The following is a 21,517-nucleotide window of genomic DNA, read 5'->3' as shown; positions in this document are numbered from 1 at the left end:
ACTTTAATAAGTTATCTTAATTATTTTATTTCCCGTTATGCCAAAACCTACGCTTTGGTTCGGGAAGCTTACAGCGTTAATGGCAGAATACCCGGTAATATCTGACGATCCTGTCCAACTATCGCCGCCATCGGACGTGGTATAAATTGAAGCATAAGAATGACCAAAATCGCCACCCGAATAATTGCCCCGGCCGAGTGCGATACCGTTTTTAGAGTTTTTGAAATAGATGGCAAAAACATCTGCCGGCGAATTAGCCAGCACGCTCCACGAGTTGCCATTATTTGTTGATTTTATAACCTTGCCCTGCCCACCCACATAGGTAACGCCTCCGGCAGATGCTATGCTGTAGTAACCGGTGTTGGTTTGTGGGCTGATTACTTTCCAGGTTAGGCCGCCATCATCTGTCTGTACTATCTTATCAAACAGGCATATTATGAAGCCATTTTTATCATCAGTAAATTTTATTTGCATCATTTTCCCGCCCAGGTTTTCGATGGCCTGCGCTGTCCACGCTAAACCGCCGTTGGTAGTTTTGTAAATCACGTTATTACCTACGCAAAAGCCCACATTGGTATTTACAAAATAGACTGACGTTATCTCAGTTTTTTCAACCGGTGTATAAACCCTTGTCCAGCTTTGGCCGCCGTCAAGCGTACGCAGTATAAAACCACCCGGCGGCACACAGCCCGTTCCTCCACATGAGCTTTCGCCACCAACCGCAAACCCTTTATTGCTATCTATAAAATAGAGGCCATAAATAGGCAAATTGGTATTTGAATTTTCGGCTTGCCAGCTGTCGCCACCGTTAAAAGTTTTATAAATACCACCGCCACCGCCGGCAACATAACCGGTTTTAACATCAGTAAAAAATACCGCTGTAATTGATTGGGGCAACTGAGCAGGCAGCAAAACTACTTTGGCGTTACTTTCGCTGTTTTTAATTGCAGCCGGCTGGCCTTTATCGCAGCCCGACAGGACGGCCATAACAATTGCCATTGCAAGAAAAATAGGGTAAGGTGGTTTCATAAAAAGTATAATTGGCTATTAACCTGATTACGCATTTTTACCTGCAAACGCTACATCTGAATCATTTTTCTAATAAAACCTAAGGAATAAATTACACATCCGGAATTTTTAAAAATACTTTACGTTTGCATGGGGAACCGACCCTGCTTTATTTATCGGTCATTAATATTTGATTTGAGTTTTATACCGAAAAAACATAAGTTTGATGCTTGAACAGAACCAATTTCATCACTTAATGAGCCAGGCTAATCAACTTACAACCGTTCCATCGTTTATCCGCAACACGGTAGCCAATATCCATCCCGAAAGTCATACTTTTTTAATCCATAAGGTTAAAGATACCTGGGTGGAGATTACTTATGGCGAGGCACTTGAAAAGATAGATGCCATATCGGCCTGGTTATTAAACCTGGGCATTAAAAAAGGCGACCGGTTGTCGCTGATTATCGAAAATGGGCCAAATTATGTTTATTACGACCAGGCATTACAGCAGATAGGTGCGGTAAATGCATCGATATACCCTACCCTCACCGAAACCGAAATTGAATATATCTTAAACGATTCGGGCGCAAAAACCATCATTACAGGCAATCCGTTCCTGCTTCGCAAGGTGCTTAAAATAGCCAATAACTGCCCCGAGCTCATTCGTATTATACCGGCTTTTGATGATTTTGAAAAACACAGCGGTAAACATACGCTCAACGCCGGTGTAATTGGTTTTGATGATGTGATTAAAGAGGGGCTGGCTTTGGTGAGCCAATATCGCCATGCTATTGCTGCCGCCCGCGAAGCTATTTTACCTACCGACCTTTCCTGCCTTATTTATACATCAGGTACAACAGGTATCCCTAAGGGTGTAATGCTTACGCATTATAACCTTACCCAAAACGCGCTGAATAGTGTTATCCAAATTCCTTTTGTAAGCAAGGATGACCGCTTTTTATCGTTCCTGCCATTATCGCATGTATTTGAGCGTACAATTTATCATATCGCAATTTTAAAAGGGTCGCAAATTGCTTTTGCCCAAAGTTTGGAGCTGTTAGCTAAAAATATGGGCGAAACGCAGCCTACCATACTATGTTGCGTGCCGCGCCTGCTTGAGCGTATTCACGATAGGGCTATCAAAAGTGGTACATCTGCAGGTGGCATAAAAACCAAAATATTTTTATGGGCATTTGAAATTGGCAAAAAGGTACGTTTGATACACGAAGCCGGTAAATCGCCTGGCCTTATCCTTAAAGCCCAGCATGGCATTGCCGAAAAATTGGTTTTCAGTAAGATAAAAGAAAAAACCGGCGGCAAGCTGCAGTTTATGGTATCGGGCGGAGGCGCACTGCCCAAAAACATAGGTGAGTTTTTTGGCGATTTGGGTATAGTAATACTGGAAGGTTTCGGATTAACAGAGACATCGCCCGTTATGGCTGTAACCGAAAGGCACAGGGTTATTTATGGCACTGTGGGCCGCATTATTCCGGGCATTGAGGTGGCTATCCAAAATGTAGAGACCAAAGAAATTTACTCCATACAAACCCACGATAATTTTAAGGAAAATACAGAAACCGAGGAAGGCGAAATTATTGTTCGCGGCCATTGCGTAATGAAAGGTTACTGGCATAAGCCCGAAGAAACAGCCATGGTTATAGATGACGACAACTGGTTTCACACAGGCGACATAGGCAGGTTTTATCGCGGTAACCTGCAAATTACCGACAGGCTTAAAAACATGCTGGTAAACGCGTATGGCAAAAACATATATCCTACCCCGGTTGAGAATACGTACCTCAAGAGCCCCAAAATTGAACAGGTGTTTTTAGTGGGCGATAAACGCGAATACATAGCCGCTATCATAGTGCCCGGTAAAGAAGGCTTGCAGGAGCAATTCGGCCTCCAGAACGATTTTTTTGAACGCCCGGAAGTATTTATCGATGATCAGGAAATTGTGGACTGGATAAGCCAGGATATCCGCAAATTCAGCAACGAGCTCGCCAAGTTTGAACGTATCAAATCATTTAGGATAAAACGTAACCCTTTCAGCATGGAAGAAGGCGAAATAACCCCAACCATGAAGGCCAAACGCAAAGTTATTGAGAAAAAGTATGCCGCAGAAATAGATGAACTGTACGCAGGTGAAACGGAAGAAGATTAATTTAATTTGAGAATTTGAAGATTTGAGAATTTGAAGATGCTTTTGGTCTGAACCACTATTTTGGGGATTAAGGGATTGAAAGGATGGATTCCAAATCAAATCCGAAAAATCTGCTTAATCCGAGTTCAGAATAAATTTGTTAATCCTGCAGGCCCCTTAAATCAAAAACAAATACTAAATTTGTTAGCATGAAGCGATCCGGCAGTGCTGACTTACCTTTACACTATGGCTATGTACCCACATGGCTTGCCGAGCGCATGGCAAAGTTAGGCCTGGCTGTAATTGAAAACATCGTAATGGATTATGGCAAGGACGAGGTTTTAAGCCGTCTGAGCGATCCTTTCTGGTTTCAGAGCCTTGGCGCGGTTATGGGGATGGATTGGCACTCATCGGGCATAACTACCTCGGTAATGGGCGCTTTAAAAAAATCAGTAAACCCATACAGCCGCCAGCTGGGCATTTATATTTGCGGCGGCAAAGGCAAACACTCCAAACAAACCCCTGCCGAGTTGTTAAAAATTGGTGAAACCACCGGGCTTGACGGTAACCACCTGGTACGATGTAGCAAACTAAGCGCTAAAGTTGATAACGCAGCCATTCAGGATGGTTTCCAGCTGTATACCCACAATTTTATCCTGAGCGATACCGGCAAATGGGCCGTGGTGCAGCAGGGCATGAGCGATGCCAGCAGCACGGCACGCCGCTACCATTGGTATTCGGAGCAATTAACATCATTTGTTGATGATCCGCATACATCCATCTACGGCAAAAATACAGGCCTGATCCTGAACATGACAGATAAGCTGGCCGACACCTCCCGAAACGGGGTAATGCAGATAGCCGCCGAAAATCCGGAAGCCATGATCAAAGAGATCAGTCATCTGGTACTGCCCAACCATCATGATGTAAAAGCCAGGGACGTGGATTTGAAACGCCTGGGTGCTGTACTTTGGTTAGCACATGAAAAGCAACCTGCTGATTTTGAAGATTTATTACTATTACAAGGCCTGGGGCCACGTACCCTGCAATCGCTGGCATTGGTAAGCGAGGTTATACATGGAACTCCATCCCGGTTTAAGGATCCGGCAAGGTTTTCATTCGCGCACGGCGGTAAGGATGGCCACCCCTTCCCCGTACCTACCAAAGTTTATGATGAAACTATAGGCGTCCTCCAAAACGCGATACACAAATCGAAACTGGGATTATCGGAACAAAACGAAGCCATCAAACGCCTCCATAAAATAGCCGAGAATGCCGAAAAAGATTTTACACCCAACGCCAATTTTGACCAGGTAATAGCCAAAGAGCGTGAGGATTCTTGGAAATACGGTGGACGCACCGTATTTGGAAAAGCAAAGCCACCGGTACAACAGCAATTGAAATTATTTTAGCATCTTCCGCTATCGCGTATCGCTCCCGCGAGCTTCCAGCTCGTGGGGTACATGGTTTCAGCTTTCAGCTGAAATAGTTAAGCCATAGGCTTAAACCAGGATGCCCACGAGTTACGCTGACGCTAACCTCGCGGGAGTTAAAGGGTTAACAGGTTCTCATTTATCCTCAACATTTTTCCATTCCCCCGTTTTTACATCTATCTTCCAGGGCTGCGGCTTTGGCAACCATAACTTGCCGTCGCCTATCTCCAAAGGCATCCACAGATAGCGCGAATCCCATTGGGCTTTGGGGCGCCATTGGTCGGCCATAAAAATTATGGTGGTGCTTTTTGTACCAACAACTTTAACCATCATGGTAGATTGAGATCCATAAGTGTTTGTTTCGGGCGGGGCAATATCTTTAAACTCCGACCATGGCCCGCTTAGCGATGTTGCCGTAGCATATTTGTTAGGATTAGCGTCCCAGCCGGTAAGCGCCGATCCAATGGCATAGTAAAGCCCTTTATAATGCACCAGGGCGCCACCTTCCAAAGGCGCTTTAATAAGGCAAATCTCTTTTTCAACGCTCAGGTAATCGTCCGATAGTTGTGCAATATGGAAGCCTTTGGCCCTATCCTCAAATATCAGGTATGCCGAACCGTCATCGTCAACAAACTGGCCAATATCCCGGCTTTGCTCGCCTAAAGGCCTAAAGCTTTTAAGGTACTTGTAGTCGCCATCTATCTTTTCACAAACCGCAACGCCAACACGGGCAGCTTTGTAGTTGGCGCTATCCATATGCAGGTACATCACATACTGCCTGTTCTTTTTGTTGTAAAAAACCTTTGGCCGTTCTAAAACAAAGCCTTTACCAAAGTTTGCCGGGTCGTCTGTTTTGATCACTTTGTTCCGGAATGTCCAATTCGTAAGGTCGGGAGAGGAATAACAGGCTACGTAGCGTTTGGCGGGATCATTGTCTTTTGCCCGGTCTTCGCCAAACCAGTAATATAATTTGCCAATTTTGATAATACCGCCACCATGGGCCTGTACATGTTCGCCCCGGTTATCGGGCCAAACCTCACCCGGCTTTATAGCAGAAACTTGTGCAGAAACCTGTATTTGGCAGGCAATTAAAACCAGCAAAAAGGCAATAACTGAACGTTTTTTTAATAGCATGATTTAGATAGGTATAGCCCGCAATTTAAACATTACCTGCTATAAAATAAACTATTTTAACGCCAGCATAATCATCTTAGCCGAATCAAGATGCGCTTGCAACGATGGCATATTTTTGTTGGCAAAATCAGATAGGTTTGGATTTTTATTGAGTGAGGCTGTTTTAAACAAGGTTATCTCCTGTTCGTGCTGGTTTACAATTAGTTCCATATAAGCTTTATCAAAATCGGCCGCCTTTTTTTGTTCAAGAGCGGCAATTACTTGTTGATGGCCGGCATTTATGGTATCGCTGGAGGTTACAAAGTTATCAATCTCCAATTTTTTTAAATTATCGGCAAGCAAAGTATGGTCGTCAATCATCGCCTTGGCAAACTGAATAACCTGTTGATTTTTTGAGTTGGAGATAGCCAAACCGGAAGCTTTTACGGTGGTCAGGCTGGCCTCAGCGCCATTTTTAAAAAAAAGTGTTCCGGCGTCGTCAACGAGTACTTTATTGTTGTAATTGTTTGCGCGTTTGTTGCTCTCGCATGATGGTATCCAAATGAGGGTAACCAAAATCAATAATAAGCCGGTGAAATACTTCATTTATAAATTGATTATGCCTTGTTTAGGTTTAACAACAAAAGAGGTAAGTGGTTTACCAAAGTGGCATAATTATATCAACTAATTGCATTAATACACAGAACATTAAATAAAGAGTTATTTATTTACCGAAAAGCTCAATTTGTAACTCAACGGGTAAATGAGTTTAACAATTGAGCAAGAACATCTTTTACCACGAACTTACAGCATTCCTAAGTATGGAAAGAATACTTTGTTTCGTACCCGGCTTCAGGTTTATTGAAATAGCTGTTTTTTTTATTGCCTGAAATAAATTTCCAATTGGTAAAATTAAGCATTAAGCAGCTATTTTGACTATTGATTCATTGATAGCCAAATAGCAAAATGTGTAATAAGCCTTTGTCAATATCGAATCGAACCAAAACTATGGTTTGAGAAATTTATCTAAAGCTGCGCTATATCCCACCTGCAGTGTTGAGAAATTATTACTTGTTTGTTTCATATCGAAAAAGTATTCAAACCTAATGATGATCCTTTTTGATTTATCATCATTAAGATAAATATTGGTCATTGCTTTATAACTCCATATTTTAACAGAACTCGCCGGGACATATTTGTTATTTTTATAAAACTCATTGTATTCGGTATTAGTTAACTTAAGCGAGTCTATGCGTGGTTTTACTAAAATAAATCTCGTGCCAAAATCCATGTCTAAATATGTTGCAGCATGTATTCTTGAGCTAACCCCTACACTTAGTGCCGTGGAATTGATACCAAAGGTCTCCGGAGTTTTAATTATAACATTACCTTCTGTTGTTTTTGTACTGTCGCGTAAGGGAGTTCTATATATTGATGCTTCACCGGTAAGCGCTGTATTACCTCCCCTATAATCAAGATTTACAATATTAAACCTAACACCATAATTCAAGCTTTGATACTGTAATATATTGATACCATGTATATAAGGAATATTAGCTGGATTACTATCTGCGCTTCTTTGCACATCGAGATATCTTACTTTGTCATCAAGCTTTGAAAATTTAAAAAATATTTCGGCCTTGTTGAAAGGCGTAACTAAAATCTCGTTGGCCGGACGAACGCGATAATTTGAACGAAAAATGGGTTTTCTAAATAGCGCGGTACCGATCTTTAATTCTGATTGTATAAGTCCGTTAGGATTATTTTCATTAAAAAGGCCAATCAGGTCTGAATAAATATCAAGAGTAGCAAAAGAATACAATGACTTTTCCTTAATGGTAACAGGTTTTCCTAACTGATCTTTGTCAAAACTTAAAAGTGTTTCTGGGGCTGTAAAGTGAGCATTAGGTGCCTTGGTCGGCGGTTTAAAATCAATCAACTCATTAATTAAATAAACATAATTATTACTGTCTTTAGAGGTAGCAGAAGAAAAAGTATAGATTTCCTTTTGGAGATAGTTTGGCGCGGCATGGTTTAAAAAATCTTTAGCAAAAATAACATTCCTAATATTGTACCCTCCCCGTATCGTTTGATTTCTTTTCAATGAATACTTAGCCGCATCAACTGAATCGATATCAAAAGTGGTTCCTAACAAAAACCCGTCGAACACCTGCACTTTTGCATTCAATATTTTAAGTTTACCAACTGAAATATTTTTATAGCTTATCCCATTACTATATACAAAAGACGCATGAAAGCCAGTGCTCCTCTTACTTGTATCAACAGTAATCGTTTTATCATTTTCATTATTCCTGCCAGTATCCTTTCCCGTTTTATTAATCGTAGCATTGGAGTCCTTTCCATCTTTAACGGTTTTGCTCTTTTTACCTTTAGCAACTTGGTTCTTCTCAAAAACCTGGTATATAGGAATTTCCCTACTTATGGTAATTTCGGCCCTTAAGCTGTCATTATAAGCTACCTTATCAACATTTATTAACGAATTTCTATTCTTATCACTAAGCCAATTAACCATATCGGCGTACATTGTTTCCTTTAAATAATTTATCTGATCTATTTGATCAATAGTTAAAGGCTCGGTTTTCTTTTTTGCATTACTCACCAAAGTGTCCAATGCTTTATTAAACTCCGAACGTGATACATAAATCTCAAATTTTGACACATGAACTTCCATGCTGTCATTTAGCAAACATGTTGTACTTCCCTTGTCAAATTTACACAGCTGCATTTCAAATGACTTATTGATCATTTTAAACTCCCAGGCTAAGGCCGGAGAAATTGAAGATTTGATAGATAATTTCGTTGTATCAGTTACCCTATATTGATCTTTCCAGGTCTTTTCATAAAAAGCCTTCGCCTTTTTGTATGAATTATCCAATTTCTCGGTTCCGATTGTGTCAGCTGGTGATATGCCGTTGTCTGTTTTAACAAGCGCCAGGTAAGTAGCTGCAAACAGCTTCTTTTGACTATATGAACCATCTTTAAGACTTAGGCTAACTTCGGTTCCATTTTCCTTTTTGAGCAAAAGCTTAAAATCATTCTTATCTGTTTTAATTGCCAGCTTATTTTTACCAAAAGTGTAAAGTGTATCCTGGGCTTCAACCTTGTAAAAAGCTAAGCATAGAAGTAGAAAGATAATCGATTTTTTCATGGTGTGAGGTTTAGGCTAAATAACGTTTGATATTATATCCTTTTAGCAGGATAAAAATACATAAATACCTAATAAATAGCTAATTAACATTGTTTTTTTTTGAAAAATCCACAATTTGAAAATATTTTAATTACCGATAATTATTAGTTAATTATTAATTATAAAAAAAGCCGAACCTCTGGTTAGGGATCGGCTTTTTAGCTTATATTTTATATGTTCCTTTAACTTTAAAACACCTGGTCAAACTGATTAACGGCATCCTTACTTTCCAGCAATGAGTGGCCCATTAAAAACTCATCTACTTTGCGGGCCGTTTCGCGACCTTCGGATATTGCCCAAACAACAAGTGATTGTCCGCGGCGCATATCGCCGGCAGCAAATACTTTACTTACGTTGGTGCGGTAAACGCCTTCTTTGGCTTTAACGTTTTTGCGGTCATCCAGTTCAACGCCTAATTGAGCTAACAGGCCTGCAGGCTGCGGATACAGGAAACCCATGGCCAGGAACACACGCTGACAAGGAATTTCACGTTCTGATCCTTCAACCACATGGAATTTTACAGGGCGGCCCATAAAATCCTGCTCCCACTCTACATCTACCACTTTCAAAGCCCGCAGGTTGCCTTCATCGTCGCCTAAAAACTCCAGGGTGTTTACACCCCAGAAACGTTCAGCGCCTTCCTCATGCGAGCTGGTGGTTTTAAGCACCATTGGATATGTTGGCCATGGCATGTGCTGTGTACGCTGTGCAGGTGGCTGAAACATCACCTCAAACTGCTTAATTGATTTTGCTCCCTGGCGGTTTGATGTACCAACACAATCGCTGCCGGTATCGCCGCCGCCAATTACTACTACATCTTTGCCTGTGGCCAAAATATCATCCCCGTCAACTGCAATATCGCTTACACGTTTGTTTTGCTGTTTCAAAAAGTCCATTGCAAAATGGATGCCTTTTAATTCCCTGCCGGGGATCATCAGGTTACGTGGTACTGTTGAACCACCCGCCAGTACTACAGCATCATTATTGCGCACCAATTCATCAGCGGCAACGTTAACACCTACTTCACTGTTCAGCTTAAACACCACACCATCTTTTTCCATTACTTCTATACGGCGTTCTACTACAGTTTTCTCTAATTTGAAATCAGGAATACCGTAGCGCAATAAACCTCCCGGTTTGTCATCGCGCTCGTAAACTGTTACTGCGTGGCCTGCCTTTACCAATTGAGCTGCAGCAGCCAAACCGGCCGGACCAGAGCCTATTACAGCTACTTTTTTGCCCGATTTTACTAAAGGCGCAGTTGGTTTTACCAGGTTTTTCTGGTAAGCAATTTCAATGATATGCTTTTCAATTTCCTCGATAGCTACAGCCGGCTTGTTGATACCTAACACACATGCAGACTCGCAAGGTGCAGGACAGATACGACCTGTAAACTCGGGGAAATTATTAGTTGATGATAAAATATGGTAAGCTTCTTCCCAGTTTTGACGATACACGGCATCGTTAAACTCCGGGATAATATTACCCAGCGGGCATCCCGAATGGCAAAAAGGGATACCGCAATTCATACAACGGGCCGATTGCTGGTTCAGCTTTTCGTCGGTATATAAATTAACAAACTCTTTATAGTTTTTTACGCGTTCAGCAGCGGGAACCTTAGTTGGTAATTCCCTGTTAAACTCCTGAAATCCTGTTGGTTTTCCCATTGAAATTTAGCCTATTGTTTGATATTGTAACTTCTCTACTACTTTTTTATACTCTTTTGGATACACCTTCACAAACTGTGTAGATGCCTCGGCCCAGTTAGCCAGGATCTGCTGTGCAAGTTTACTGCCTGTAAGGCTTACATGCTTACGCAATAAGGTAAGTATCTGCTCTTCATCCTGTAACGATAGCGGATCAAGATCCACCATCTCGGTATTACAGTTCTCGGCAAAGCTGTTATCCGGGTTATAAATCCAGGCTAAACCACCGCTCATACCTGCCGCAAAGTTACGGCCCGTTTTACCAAGGATAAGTGCACGGCCACCGGTCATATACTCGCAACCGTGGTCGCCAATACCTTCTACAACAGTAGTAGCACCTGAGTTACGTACCGCGAATCGTTCGCCTGCCATACCGCCTATAAATAACTCGCCGGATGTTGCACCATATAGGGCAACGTTACCAATGATGATATTATCTTCCGGTGTAAAAGTAGCTTTCGCTGAAGGATAAATAGCCAGTTGTGCGCCTGATAAACCTTTACCTACGTAGTCATTGGCTTCGCCTTCCAACTCAAAAGAGATACCCTTGGTTGCAAAAGCACCGAAACTTTGCCCGGCCGAGCCTTTGAATTTGTAGTTAATGGTATTATCGGGTAAGCCAGCCGAACCATAGATCTTCGAGATCTCGTTTGACAGTAAGGTACCAATGGTACGGTTAACGTTGATGACATCGAACGATGCAAATACCGGTGTTTTATCTTCAAGAGCAGGTTGAGCTGCCGCTAACAACTGCCAATCCAATATCTCATCCATGCCATGATCCTGCTTTTCGCTGTTATAAAGCGTCATGCCTTTGGTATTGGTAACCGGGTGTAAAATACCGCTCAGGTCAATCTTTTTAGCCTTCCAGCTTTCCAGATGATCTTTCACTTTCAGGAACTGAACACGGCCAACCATTTCATTAATGGTACGGAAACCTAATTCGGCCATAATCTCGCGCAGTTCTTCGGCCATAAATTTAAACAGGTTCACTACGTGATCTGCCTTACCGCTAAACAGTTTCCTTAATTCAGGATCTTGCGTGGCAACACCTACCGGGCAGGTATTCAGGTGACACTTACGCATCATGATACAGCCACCGGCTACAAGCGCCGCTGTTGCAACGCCCCACTCTTCGGCTCCCATCAAAGCTGCAATGGCCAAATCACGACCGGTTTTTAGCTGGCCATCTGTTTGCAATACCACACGGCTGCGTAATTTGTTACGTACCAATGTTTGGTGAGCTTCGGTTAAACCAAGTTCCCATGGCAAGCCGGCGTGTTTTACCGAGCTTATTGGCGATGCACCTGTACCGCCATCGTATCCGGCAATCAGGATAACATCAGCATGTGCTTTGGCCACGCCTGCTGCTATTGTACCCACACCTGCTTTTGATACCAATTTCACATTGATACGTGCAGCACGGTTAGCATTTTTTAAATCGAATATCAACTGCGCCAAGTCTTCGATAGAGTAAATATCGTGGTGCGGCGGTGGAGAAATTAAGCCTACACCAGGGGTTGAGTGACGGGTTTTAGCAATCCAGTCATCAACTTTATGACCAGGAAGTTGTCCGCCTTCGCCTGGCTTAGCGCCTTGTGCCATTTTTATCTGCAATTCATCGGCATTGGTCAGGTAATTTGATGTTACACCAAAACGAGCAGATGCTATCTGCTTAATAGCCGAACGCATGGAGTCGCCGTTGGCCATTTTTTCGTAACGCATTTCATCCTCGCCGCCTTCGCCGGTGTTACTTTTACCACCTATGCGGTTCATGGCAATAGCCATGGTGCTATGCGCCTCGTGAGATATAGAACCGAATGACATGGCGCCTGTTGCAAAGCGTTTCATGATATTTTCGGCCGGTTCAACCTCGTCAATGCTGATAGCTTCGCGGTGATGGGCAAAGTCAAGCAATCCCCGAATGGTAAAATGCTTTTCGGTTTGCTCGTTAATTGCTTTAGCGTAATTTTTGTACACGTTGTAATCATTGCTACGGGTAGCATGTTGTAATAAGTGTACAGTGGTTGGGTTAAATAAGTGCGCTTCGCCCCTGCGTTTCCATTGGTAAATACCACCTTCGGGCAATAAATTGTCGGCTCCCTTGGTGTTAAAGCCCATGCGGTGTTTGCATAGCGCTTCGCGGGCTATTTCGTCAAGGCCCAAACCGCCAATACGGGTAACAGCTCCGCAGAAATATTTATCTACAACCGTTTTATTTAAACCTAATATTTCAAAAACCTGCGAACCATGGTATGATTGTAGGGTCGAGATCCCCATTTTAGAGAAGATCTTCAACAAACCATCATTTATAGATTTTACGTAGTTTTTTTGTAATGTTTTAATATCATGGCTGGTTTCTAAACTGCCGTTGTTTTTAACGGTTTCGATAGTTGCCAAAGCCAGGTACGGGTTGATAGCTGTAGCGCCAAATGCCAGCAAGCAGGCAAAGTGGTGCACTTCCCACGCATCCCCGGTTTCAACAACCAAGCCTACAGCGCCGCGGCGGCCTTTTTTAATCAGGTGATGATGTACCGCAGATACCGCCAATAATGTAGGGATGGGCGCGTGCTCCGAATCTACAGCACGATCCGACAGGATCAATACTTCAAATCCATCATCAACGGCATCCTCGGCATAGCGGCAAAGCCTTGCTATACCTTTTTCTAACGAGCCGGGCATACCATCGGCTACAAAGTAAGTTTGCAGCGTTTTGGCATGGAAAAGGCCGGTATCAATACTCCGTAGTTTTTCTAACTGGTGGTTTTTTAATATCGGGTGTTTTAAAACCACACAATGGCAGTGCATTTTATCTTCATCCAGCAAGTTACCGTTGTTTCCGATAAAAGTTGCCAAACTCATTACCAGGCGCTCGCGGATCGGGTCGATAGGCGGGTTGGTTACCTGGGCAAAAAATTGCTTAAAGTAGCTTGATAAATGTTGTGGTTTATCAGATAATATAGCCAAAGGCACATCGGTACCCATGGAGCCTACGGGCTCTTTACCATCAACAGCCATAGGCTTAATAATGGTGTCTATATCCTCGCGGCTATAACCAAATACCTGCTGGTAACGGAATACAGAAGCTTCTGATAGCTGAGCGAATGCCAAACGGGGTTCGGTAAGTTCGCTCAGGTTTATTTTATAATTCTCCAGCCAGCGGCCATAAGGCTGCCTTGAAGAAATTTGTTTTTTAATTTCATCATCGGTAATTATCCTGCCTTTTTCGGTATCAATCAGCAACATTTTACCAGGTTGCAAACGACCTTTACGTACTACGGTACTTTCGTCGATAGCCAGAGTACCCGCCTCCGATGCTGCTATAACGCGGCCATCGTTGGTAATTACATAACGCAAGGGGCGGAGGCCATTTCTGTCCAATAAAGCACCTACCAGTTTACCATCGGTAAAGGTGATAGCGGCCGGGCCATCCCATGGCTCCATCAAAGTAGCATGGTATTCGTAAAACGCCTTTTTAATAGGATCCATGTGTACGTTGCCGTCCCATGCCTCGGGTACCAGCATCATCATTACATGTGGTAACGAACGGCCCGAGTGTAACAGAATTTCGATGATATTATCCAGACAGGCAGAGTCTGACTGGTTGTTATCAATCACCGGCATAATCATTTCCATTTCTTCGGCCGTGAAGTACGACGAAGCATATGATTTTAAACCGGCATAAAACCAGTTTAAGTTGCCGGTTAAAGTATTGATCTCGCCATTATGGGCAATCAGGCGGAAAGGCTGAGCCAGTTTCCACGATGGGAAAGTATTGGTAGAGAAACGTGAATGGATCATGGCAAAGCCAGATGCAATACGCGGATCAGTTAAATCAGCATAATATTTACGCAGCTGGTAAGTAGTTACCTGGCCTTTGTAAACAATTGTTTTGCAGGATAACGATGTAAAATAAAAATATTCAGATGCGCCGGGAATGGTATCCGTAATAGTTTTATTGATGTACCTGCGTAATATAAAAAGCTTCCGCTCAAAGTCATCCGCATTAGTAATGTGGTGCGGGCGGGCAATAAATATCTGCTCCACATCCGGCTCTGCCTGGCGGGCTGTTTCGCCAACTGCCATTGAATCAACGGTCAATTTGCGGTAACCTAATTTAACAAGGCCAAGCTTTTCTATCGCATTGGTAATCACAATGCGGCAGGCCTTTTTTTGTGCCGAGTCTTTCGGGAAAAAGATCATCCCAACACCATACTCGCCCGGTTCGGGCAGGCTGATCTCGAGGTTTGAGCATTCCTCCATTAAAAACTCATGGGGCAGTTGTATTAATATACCGGCACCATCGCCGGTTTCAGGATCACATCCGCAGGCACCGCGGTGTTCCATGTTCTCGAGCATCGTAAGCGCATCATCAATAATCTGGTTACTTTTATGACCATTTATGTTGGTTATAAATCCAGTTCCGCACGAATCGTGTTCAAATTCTGGCCTGTAAAGGCCCTGGTTGCTATCAGTTTGATTCATCTTTAAGAGTAAACCGTTTATAAAGGGGTGTAACAACGAAGTTACCAATTTGCAAATAAATTATAAAATTTATCGGAATTTTTAAAGATTTCTAAAAATTCGATTATCTATATCATATTTATTTAACAAAATGACAACATAAACAATGAATTATTATGATTAAGTAAATGAAATATGTTGTTTTCTTATTTAGAATCGGTATAAAGTTGCACCAATTTACCGCTATTCATTTATACAATCGGTAAATATACCAATAACAGAATAAAATTTTGTTGGTTAAATCTATGTGAAGAGTAGACTATTTTGGGAAAGTTGATGGTTCATAGATCATGGTTCATGGCCGGATACATAAGATGGCATATTTAGCTGCACGGAACTACTTACATTAAGCAAAAAACGGCCATGAACTATGAACCATTAACTATGAACACATAAAAAACTACTAACTTCGCCAAAAATTAAAATTAGATGTCTGCAAAAGTTAAAGCCGTTTTTTTAGATCGCGATGGAGTATTGAACCAGGAAATGGGCGATTATGTTCGCCGTTTTGAGGATTTTCATGTACTTGATAATTTTGATGCCCTTAAAACTTTGCAGGACAGAGGTTATATGCTATTGGTAGCCACTAACCAGGGCGGCCTGGCCAAAGGCTGGTATACCGAAGAGGAACTGGCAAAAATGCACCATCACTTAAAAACTGTATATGCTGAGCATGGTGTAGTTATAACCGACTTTTTTTACTGCCCGCACCACCCTAATTTTACCGGCGACTGCGATTGCCGCAAGCCAAAACCAGGATTGTTACTACAAGGCATTGCCAAATATAATATTGACCCTGCCCTATCCTATTTTATAGGCGACCGCGAGCGCGATGTGGAAGCAGGCACCCTGGCTGGTGTTAAAGGAATTTTGATTGACAGCGATCAGCCGATTAGCACCGTATTGGATTTGATTGCGTAGATGCCAGCCCCACCCAAACCCTCCCCGGTAGGGAGGGCTTTAAAAGAAAGCTGATAAAAAGTCTCCCCTACCCGGGGGAGATTTAGAGGGGGGCTTGGGCTGGGCTTTTTAACTATTTTAAAACATTTTACCCGCTTACAACTTTTACAACTAAATTTAACAGTAAAAAAACCCTATGCAGCTAAGCCGCTATTTAAAAAACTACGACACATTTATTGCCGCGGTACTTGGCTTTGTTGCAATACAAATGTTTTGCAGTTATAGCGGTATCGGTATATCGCCAGACTCTATTATGTACACCAGCGCTGCCCGGAGCTTGAACACTAATGGTACGCTGCAAACATTTAACCATATCCCTATTGTTGATTTCCCGGTATTTTACCCCATATTTTTAGGGAGCATTATGTTTATTACCCGCATAGATCCTGTTGTTTTTGGCGCGGTATTCAATGGTTTGATGTTTGCCACGCTCATTTATACCGCCGGTTGGATCATGCAGCGTTTTGTGCCCGCAAACTGCGTTTACAAGTGGCTGATGCTGGTAGCCATTATATTAAGTCCGGCGTTATTGCAGGTATACTCCTACTTATGGTCCGAAACGTTATTTATAGTAGAAACCTTGTTTTTCCTGGTGGCTTTCAGGCAGTATTTGCTGAAGCATACGGTTAAAGCTTTGATAGTAGCGGCTTTAATTGCTGCAATAAGCTGCGTTACCCGTTATGCCGCAGTTACCATTGTTGGCACCGGCGGCTTACTTTTATTGCTGGACAGGGTTTTGCCGCTTAAAAAGAAGATCATACATATTATTATATACGGGTGTGTTTGCATTTCGCTATTGGTAAGTAATTTGGTTTTTAATGCTTTTATGTCGGGCACTACTACCGGGCCGCGGGAGCCTTCAATAACCTCATTTGGCAAAAACCTGTATTACTTTGGCAACGTGGTTTGCGACTGGATGGGGCTTACACCTAACCAATACTGGTTATCTGTGCCATTGGCTATTTTAATATTCGGTGGTTTTATAGCTGCCCTGGCTTACAACTATTACCGCAGGCACCTGGATAGTTTTGAAAACCTGGCCATAACTTTTGCTTTGGTGTATGGCTTATTTATAGTGGTGTCGTCAACCTTTTCGCGGTACGAGCGTATTAACCATCGCCTGCTGGCACCTATATACATCCCCGCGCTTTGGGGTTATACCAGCTGGGGACTGCTGCTGCTTAAAAAAATAGTTAATGATAATACCCGCAAAATAGTGGGCGCTATTATGATCGTCCTGATGCTGGGTTTTGTAACCAAAGAGTTTTTTATTGATAAAAACCGCTACGACGACCAGGTAAGGGACGAATACGGCAACCCGGGATATACTGACGAAAGCTGGATGGATTCGCCGTTTGCGGCTTATCTTAAAACCATGGATAAAAGCCAGTTCGACCCGAAGGTTACCATTTATACCGATGCGCATGAGGCGGTTTACTTTTTCTCGGGCATGTCATCCTACCTGGTGCCTCATCGGTTTTTTAAAAAGGATATAGCCAAATTTTACACTTTTAAGCATTATTACCTTATCTGGTTTAAAAGCCTCGAAAACCCGGAACTGATTAACATAAAAGATATCCAAAAGGTAAAACAGCTGAGGCTGATTAAGGATTTTGGGGACGAGGGTGCAATTTATGAGTATGATGAAAGTCAGAACCGGAATTAAACGAATTTGTCGAATTAACAGAATTTCAAAACCAATTCGGTCGTTTTCCAGGTGTAGTTAATAAGTTATCCTCGAAAAGCCACTTTTCAAATTCAATAAATTCCATTAATTCGTTTAATTCCGGTTCTGACACAAATTCACTTTTAATTTTGATTTAAAAAACATCTGTCTATATTTGCGCCAGACTTACCCGTATACTATAAAAAAATGAACGGTATCGCATTACATCATCTTCATCTGCATCACCACCATGTGGTGATCAGCTAAATATGTATGTTTCTACGCGAAATAACAACCTCCGTTTGTACTCTTTTTTATTATAGTTCATAAATTCAATTCTTTTGAAAACACTTAAAATAGCGATCCAGAAATCTGGTCGTCTCAACGAAAAATCTGTCGAATTATTAAAAAATTGCGGCTTAAACTTCGAAAACTACAAAAGTTCACTAATCTCGCCTGTTTCCAATTTCCCTTTAGAGATTCTTTTTCTGCGCGATGATGATATCCCCGAATATGTTCAGGATGGCATTGCCGACCTGGGTATAGTAGGCGAAAATGTGATAGAAGAAACCGAAGTTGAAGTAAGCTATCTGCAGCGTCTTGGCTTTGGCAAATGCTCGCTTAAAATAGCGGTACCAAACAATAATGATATTGCTACCCTTGCCGATTTAAATGGTAAAGCTATAGCTACTACCTACCCTGTGATATTGGGCAAATTCCTGAAAGCCCAGGGTATCGAATCAGATATCCGTACCATTTCGGGCTCGGTTGAAATCTCTCCCGGCCTGGGCTTGTCTGATGCTATTTGCGATTTGGTATCAACCGGCGGTACGCTAAAAAGCAATGGTTTAAAAGCATTTGCCGATGTAATGTCATCAGAAGCCATCCTGATTAGCAGTAAAGCCACTGAAAGCAATGACCTTGTTCAGGAATTGATACAACGCATCCAATCGGTTTTGCGCGCCAAAGAGACTAAGTACGTGGTACTTAACGTTCATAAAGATAACCTTGATACAGTGATTGCTTTATTGCCGGGGGTTAAAAGCCCGTCGGTAGTGCCATTGGCCGAAGCTGATTGGGTTGCAGTACACACCGTTATCCCGGAGCGCGATTTTTGGGACAGGATAAGCCAGCTAAAACAAGCCGGCGCGCAAGGCATTGTAGTAATGCCGATTGAGAAGATAATTCTTTAAGCCCCCCAGCCCCCTAAAGGGGGAGCGAAAGTGGCTGCAACATAAATATTAACCTTTTAAATTCCTCCTTTAGGGGGTTAGGGGCTCTATGAAACTATTTAAGTATTCAGAACTTACTGCAAAAGATATCCAGAAACTGGTTCAGCGTAATGTTGACCCGGCAAATGAGATTCGTGCTGTTGTGGAGGAAGTGATTGCCAACGTGCAGCAGCACGGCGACAGCGCCCTGATTGACTATGCCCAAAAGTTTGATAAGGTAGCGCTAACTAAGCTTTTTTTGGATAAGGCCGAGTTGGAGGAACTGGCTGAAGCTATTACGCCAGAGCAAAAAAATGCCCTGGAAACCGCTTACAGCAATATTTACAAATTCCACCAAACACAGCTAAAAACCGAGGATAAGGTAGAAACCATGCCCGGCGTTACATGCTGGCGCGAGTTAAGGCCGATTGAAAAAGTTGGTTTATATATCCCCGGCGGATCTGCTGTTTTGCCAAGCACATTTTTAATGCTGGGCATCCCGGCGCGCATTGCAGGCTGCCATGAAATTGTTGTTTGCTCGCCTCCGCAAAAAAGCGGCAAGGTAAATGCTTTTATAGCCTATGTGGCGCTATTGTTAGGAATCGATAAAATTTATTTAGTTGGTGGCTCACAGGCCATAGCAGCAATGGCTTACGGTACAGAAAGCATTGCTAAGGTTGATAAGATATTTGGCCCCGGCAACCAGTTTGTAACCAAAGCTAAAACGCTTATTCAGTCTACTACTACTACGGCTATCGATATGCCGGCAGGCCCGTCAGAAGTATTGGTTATTGCAGATGATACCGCTATTCCGGCTTATATAGCTGCCGATTTATTGGCGCAGGCCGAGCATGGTATTGACAGTCAATCGGTGTTGGTTTGCACATCGGCTACCATTGCGGAAGCGACTTTGGCAGAAATAGAAAAACAATTACCCGTATTACCAAGGGCCGAAATTGCCGGTTTAGCGTTGGATAACTCCTACATTGTAGTAACATCCAGCCTGGCCGAAGCCATGGATTTCAGTAACCGGTATGCGCCTGAACACTTAATATTGGCAACACACAGCTGGGAGCAGATAACCGGAAGTATCATTAATGCGGGCTCGGTTTTCCTGGGCAATTTAACGCCAGAGAGCGCCGGAGATTATGCATCGGGTACCAACCATACTTTGCCAACCAGCAGTTACGCAAGGGCTTACTCGGGCGTATCGGTAGATTCTTTTGTAAAAAAAATCACGTTCCAGCACATCACCCGCGAGGGAATTCAAAATATTGGCCACACGGTTGAAATTTTGGCCGAGATGGAAGGATTGCATGCGCACAGGAATGCGGTAAGTGTTAGAAAAAGCCCCCAAACCCCCTAAAGGGGGATTACGTCCTAAAGCTTTAGGTACGCAAATTAAGATTTATTAAAATGAGTGAAGAATTAAAACAACAATACTATAGTGGCCCCGATGGAAACTCCCCCTTTAGGGGGCTGGGGGGCCTACTCAGAGAGAACATCAAAAAGCTTGTCCCCTATTCATCGGCACGTGATGAGTACCAGGGCGAGGCCAGTGTTTTTTTAGATGCAAATGAAAATGCCTACGGTTCACCATTAGCAAAGCAATTTAACCGCTACCCTGATCCTATGCAATACGCCATTAAAATGCGGTTAAGCGAGATCAAGGGCGTACCTGCGCGTAACATATTTATAGGAAACGGCAGCGATGAAGCTATCGATATCCTTTTCCGCAGCTTTTGCAACCCAGGTGTTGATAACGTGATCCTGGTGCCCCCTACGTATGGTATGTACGAGGTATCGGCCAACATCAATGATGTGGAGGCCCGCAAGGTTTTGCTGACCGAAGATTATCAGCTGAACTTAGAAGGCATTGCCGAAGCTATCGACGAGCATACCAAACTGATATTTATATGTTCGCCAAATAACCCAACGGGCAATTCCATTAACCGCGCGGATGTTGAAACATTGCTGGCAAACTTTAATGGTATTGTAGTGGTTGATGAAGCCTACATCAATTTCAGCCGTCAAAAAACTTTTATTCAGGAACTTACCGAATATGCCAATTTAGTGGTGATGCAAACCTTATCCAAAGCATGGGGCCTGGCTGGCCTTCGTGTTGGGATGGCCTTTGCCAGCGAAGAGATTATCGAGGTGATGAATAAAGTTAAACCACCTTACAACGTTAACGAGTCATCGCAGCAACTGGCATTAGAAGCCCTGACAAACGTTGACCAGGTAAATGGCTGGATAAAAGAAACCCTTTTACAACGCGACAGGCTGGTACTCGCTTTAAAGGAATTTGATTTTGTGGTAGATATTTATCCATCAGATGCCAACTTCATTTTGGTGAAAACTACTGATGCCAACGGTATTTATAAATTTTTAGTGGGTAAAGGCATCATCGTACGCAACCGCTCAAAAATTGATTTGTGCGAGGGCAGCTTACGCATTACCGTGGGCACCCCCGAAGAAAACACCATATTATTGGACACCCTACAGAATTTTGGCCCCTCGTTACTTTAATTGAATGAAGATT

General features: G+C 42.7%; 13 protein-coding genes. 7 read left to right on the top strand and 6 right to left on the bottom strand.

The features are described 5' to 3' along the window. Positions 1–3 precede the first annotated feature (3 nt). Positions 4–1,029, bottom strand: a complete 1,026-nt coding sequence (locus BMX56_RS12655) for a WD40/YVTN/BNR-like repeat-containing protein (RefSeq protein WP_090647562.1) — start codon at positions 1,027–1,029, stop codon at positions 4–6. 205 nt (positions 1,030–1,234) lie between these two features. Between BMX56_RS12655 and BMX56_RS12650 the strand changes: the two genes are divergently transcribed. After that, positions 1,235–3,175 (top strand): AMP-dependent synthetase/ligase, encoded by a 1,941-nt coding sequence (locus BMX56_RS12650; protein WP_369829638.1) that lies wholly within the window; start codon positions 1,235–1,237, stop codon positions 3,173–3,175. A gap of 188 nt (positions 3,176–3,363) precedes the next feature. Further along, positions 3,364–4,566 (top strand): DUF763 domain-containing protein, encoded by a 1,203-nt coding sequence (locus BMX56_RS12645; RefSeq protein WP_090647555.1) that lies wholly within the window; start codon positions 3,364–3,366, stop codon positions 4,564–4,566. Between the two features lie 156 nt (positions 4,567–4,722). Here BMX56_RS12645 and BMX56_RS12640 read toward each other — a convergent pair whose 3' ends face one another. The 5 genes from BMX56_RS12640 to gltB form a co-directional block, all read right to left on the bottom strand. After that, positions 4,723–5,721, bottom strand: a complete 999-nt coding sequence (locus BMX56_RS12640; RefSeq protein ID WP_090647551.1) for a family 43 glycosylhydrolase — start codon at positions 5,719–5,721, stop codon at positions 4,723–4,725. 51 nt (positions 5,722–5,772) lie between these two features. Beyond that, positions 5,773–6,306, bottom strand: a complete 534-nt coding sequence (locus tag BMX56_RS12635) for a DUF4142 domain-containing protein (RefSeq protein ID WP_090647547.1) — start codon at positions 6,304–6,306, stop codon at positions 5,773–5,775. 400 nt (positions 6,307–6,706) lie between these two features. Further along, the gene (locus BMX56_RS12630) at positions 6,707–8,869 is read right to left on the bottom strand and encodes a hypothetical protein (RefSeq protein ID WP_090647542.1); all 2,163 of its coding nucleotides are present in this window, start codon (positions 8,867–8,869) and stop codon (positions 6,707–6,709) included. Between the two features lie 227 nt (positions 8,870–9,096). Beyond that, positions 9,097–10,575: a glutamate synthase subunit beta gene (locus BMX56_RS12625; RefSeq protein ID WP_090647539.1), complete on the bottom strand. Its 1,479-nt coding sequence runs from the start codon at positions 10,573–10,575 to the stop codon at positions 9,097–9,099. A 6-nt stretch (positions 10,576–10,581) separates the two neighbouring features. Continuing rightward, positions 10,582–15,099 carry a glutamate synthase large subunit gene (gene gltB, locus BMX56_RS12620; RefSeq protein WP_090647536.1) on the bottom strand — a complete coding sequence of 1,506 codons (4,518 nt, stop codon included), beginning with the start codon at positions 15,097–15,099 and terminating at the stop codon, positions 10,582–10,584. A gap of 468 nt (positions 15,100–15,567) precedes the next feature. Here gltB and BMX56_RS12615 point away from each other — a divergent pair, with 468 nt between their 5' ends. The 5 genes from BMX56_RS12615 to hisC all read left to right on the top strand — a co-directional run bounded on the left by BMX56_RS12615 (position 15,568) and on the right by hisC (position 21,504). Beyond that, a complete protein-coding gene (locus BMX56_RS12615; RefSeq protein ID WP_090647533.1) occupies positions 15,568–16,059 on the top strand; it encodes a D-glycero-alpha-D-manno-heptose-1,7-bisphosphate 7-phosphatase in 492 nt (163 codons plus the stop codon). Between the two features lie 175 nt (positions 16,060–16,234). Next, a complete protein-coding gene (locus BMX56_RS12610; protein ID WP_090647529.1) occupies positions 16,235–17,764 on the top strand; it encodes a hypothetical protein in 1,530 nt (509 codons plus the stop codon). Positions 17,765–18,105: 341 nt separating this feature from the next. Continuing rightward, on the top strand, positions 18,106–18,957 hold the full coding sequence (gene hisG, locus BMX56_RS12605) for an ATP phosphoribosyltransferase (protein ID WP_090647526.1): 852 nt from the start codon (positions 18,106–18,108) through the stop codon (positions 18,955–18,957). Between the two features lie 88 nt (positions 18,958–19,045). After that, positions 19,046–20,341 (top strand): histidinol dehydrogenase, encoded by a 1,296-nt coding sequence (hisD, locus tag BMX56_RS12600; RefSeq protein ID WP_090647522.1) that lies wholly within the window; start codon positions 19,046–19,048, stop codon positions 20,339–20,341. 50 nt (positions 20,342–20,391) lie between these two features. Then, positions 20,392–21,504: a histidinol-phosphate transaminase gene (hisC, locus tag BMX56_RS12595; protein WP_090647519.1), complete on the top strand. Its 1,113-nt coding sequence runs from the start codon at positions 20,392–20,394 to the stop codon at positions 21,502–21,504. Positions 21,505–21,517 lie beyond the last annotated feature (13 nt).

Source organism: Mucilaginibacter sp. OK283 (assembly GCF_900110415.1).
In the GTDB taxonomy this organism is placed as follows: domain Bacteria; phylum Bacteroidota; class Bacteroidia; order Sphingobacteriales; family Sphingobacteriaceae; genus Mucilaginibacter.
Note: the sequence above shows the minus strand (reverse complement) of the source record. Positions and strands in the feature narration are given on the sequence as shown.

Coding starts and splice junctions, on each gene's coding strand:
- BMX56_RS12655 (WP_090647562.1), bottom strand. CDS start 1,029: ATGAAACCACCTTACCCTATTTTTCTTGCAATGGCAATTGTTATGGCC.
- BMX56_RS12650 (WP_369829638.1), top strand. CDS start 1,235: ATGCTTGAACAGAACCAATTTCATCACTTAATGAGCCAGGCTAATCAA.
- BMX56_RS12645 (WP_090647555.1), top strand. CDS start 3,364: ATGAAGCGATCCGGCAGTGCTGACTTACCTTTACACTATGGCTATGTA.
- BMX56_RS12640 (WP_090647551.1), bottom strand. CDS start 5,721: ATGCTATTAAAAAAACGTTCAGTTATTGCCTTTTTGCTGGTTTTAATT.
- BMX56_RS12635 (WP_090647547.1), bottom strand. CDS start 6,306: ATGAAGTATTTCACCGGCTTATTATTGATTTTGGTTACCCTCATTTGG.
- BMX56_RS12630 (WP_090647542.1), bottom strand. CDS start 8,869: ATGAAAAAATCGATTATCTTTCTACTTCTATGCTTAGCTTTTTACAAG.
- BMX56_RS12625 (WP_090647539.1), bottom strand. CDS start 10,575: ATGGGAAAACCAACAGGATTTCAGGAGTTTAACAGGGAATTACCAACT.
- gltB (WP_090647536.1), bottom strand. CDS start 15,099: ATGAATCAAACTGATAGCAACCAGGGCCTTTACAGGCCAGAATTTGAA.
- BMX56_RS12615 (WP_090647533.1), top strand. CDS start 15,568: ATGTCTGCAAAAGTTAAAGCCGTTTTTTTAGATCGCGATGGAGTATTG.
- BMX56_RS12610 (WP_090647529.1), top strand. CDS start 16,235: ATGCAGCTAAGCCGCTATTTAAAAAACTACGACACATTTATTGCCGCG.
- hisD (WP_090647522.1), top strand. CDS start 19,046: ATGAAACTATTTAAGTATTCAGAACTTACTGCAAAAGATATCCAGAAA.
- hisC (WP_090647519.1), top strand. CDS start 20,392: ATGAGTGAAGAATTAAAACAACAATACTATAGTGGCCCCGATGGAAAC.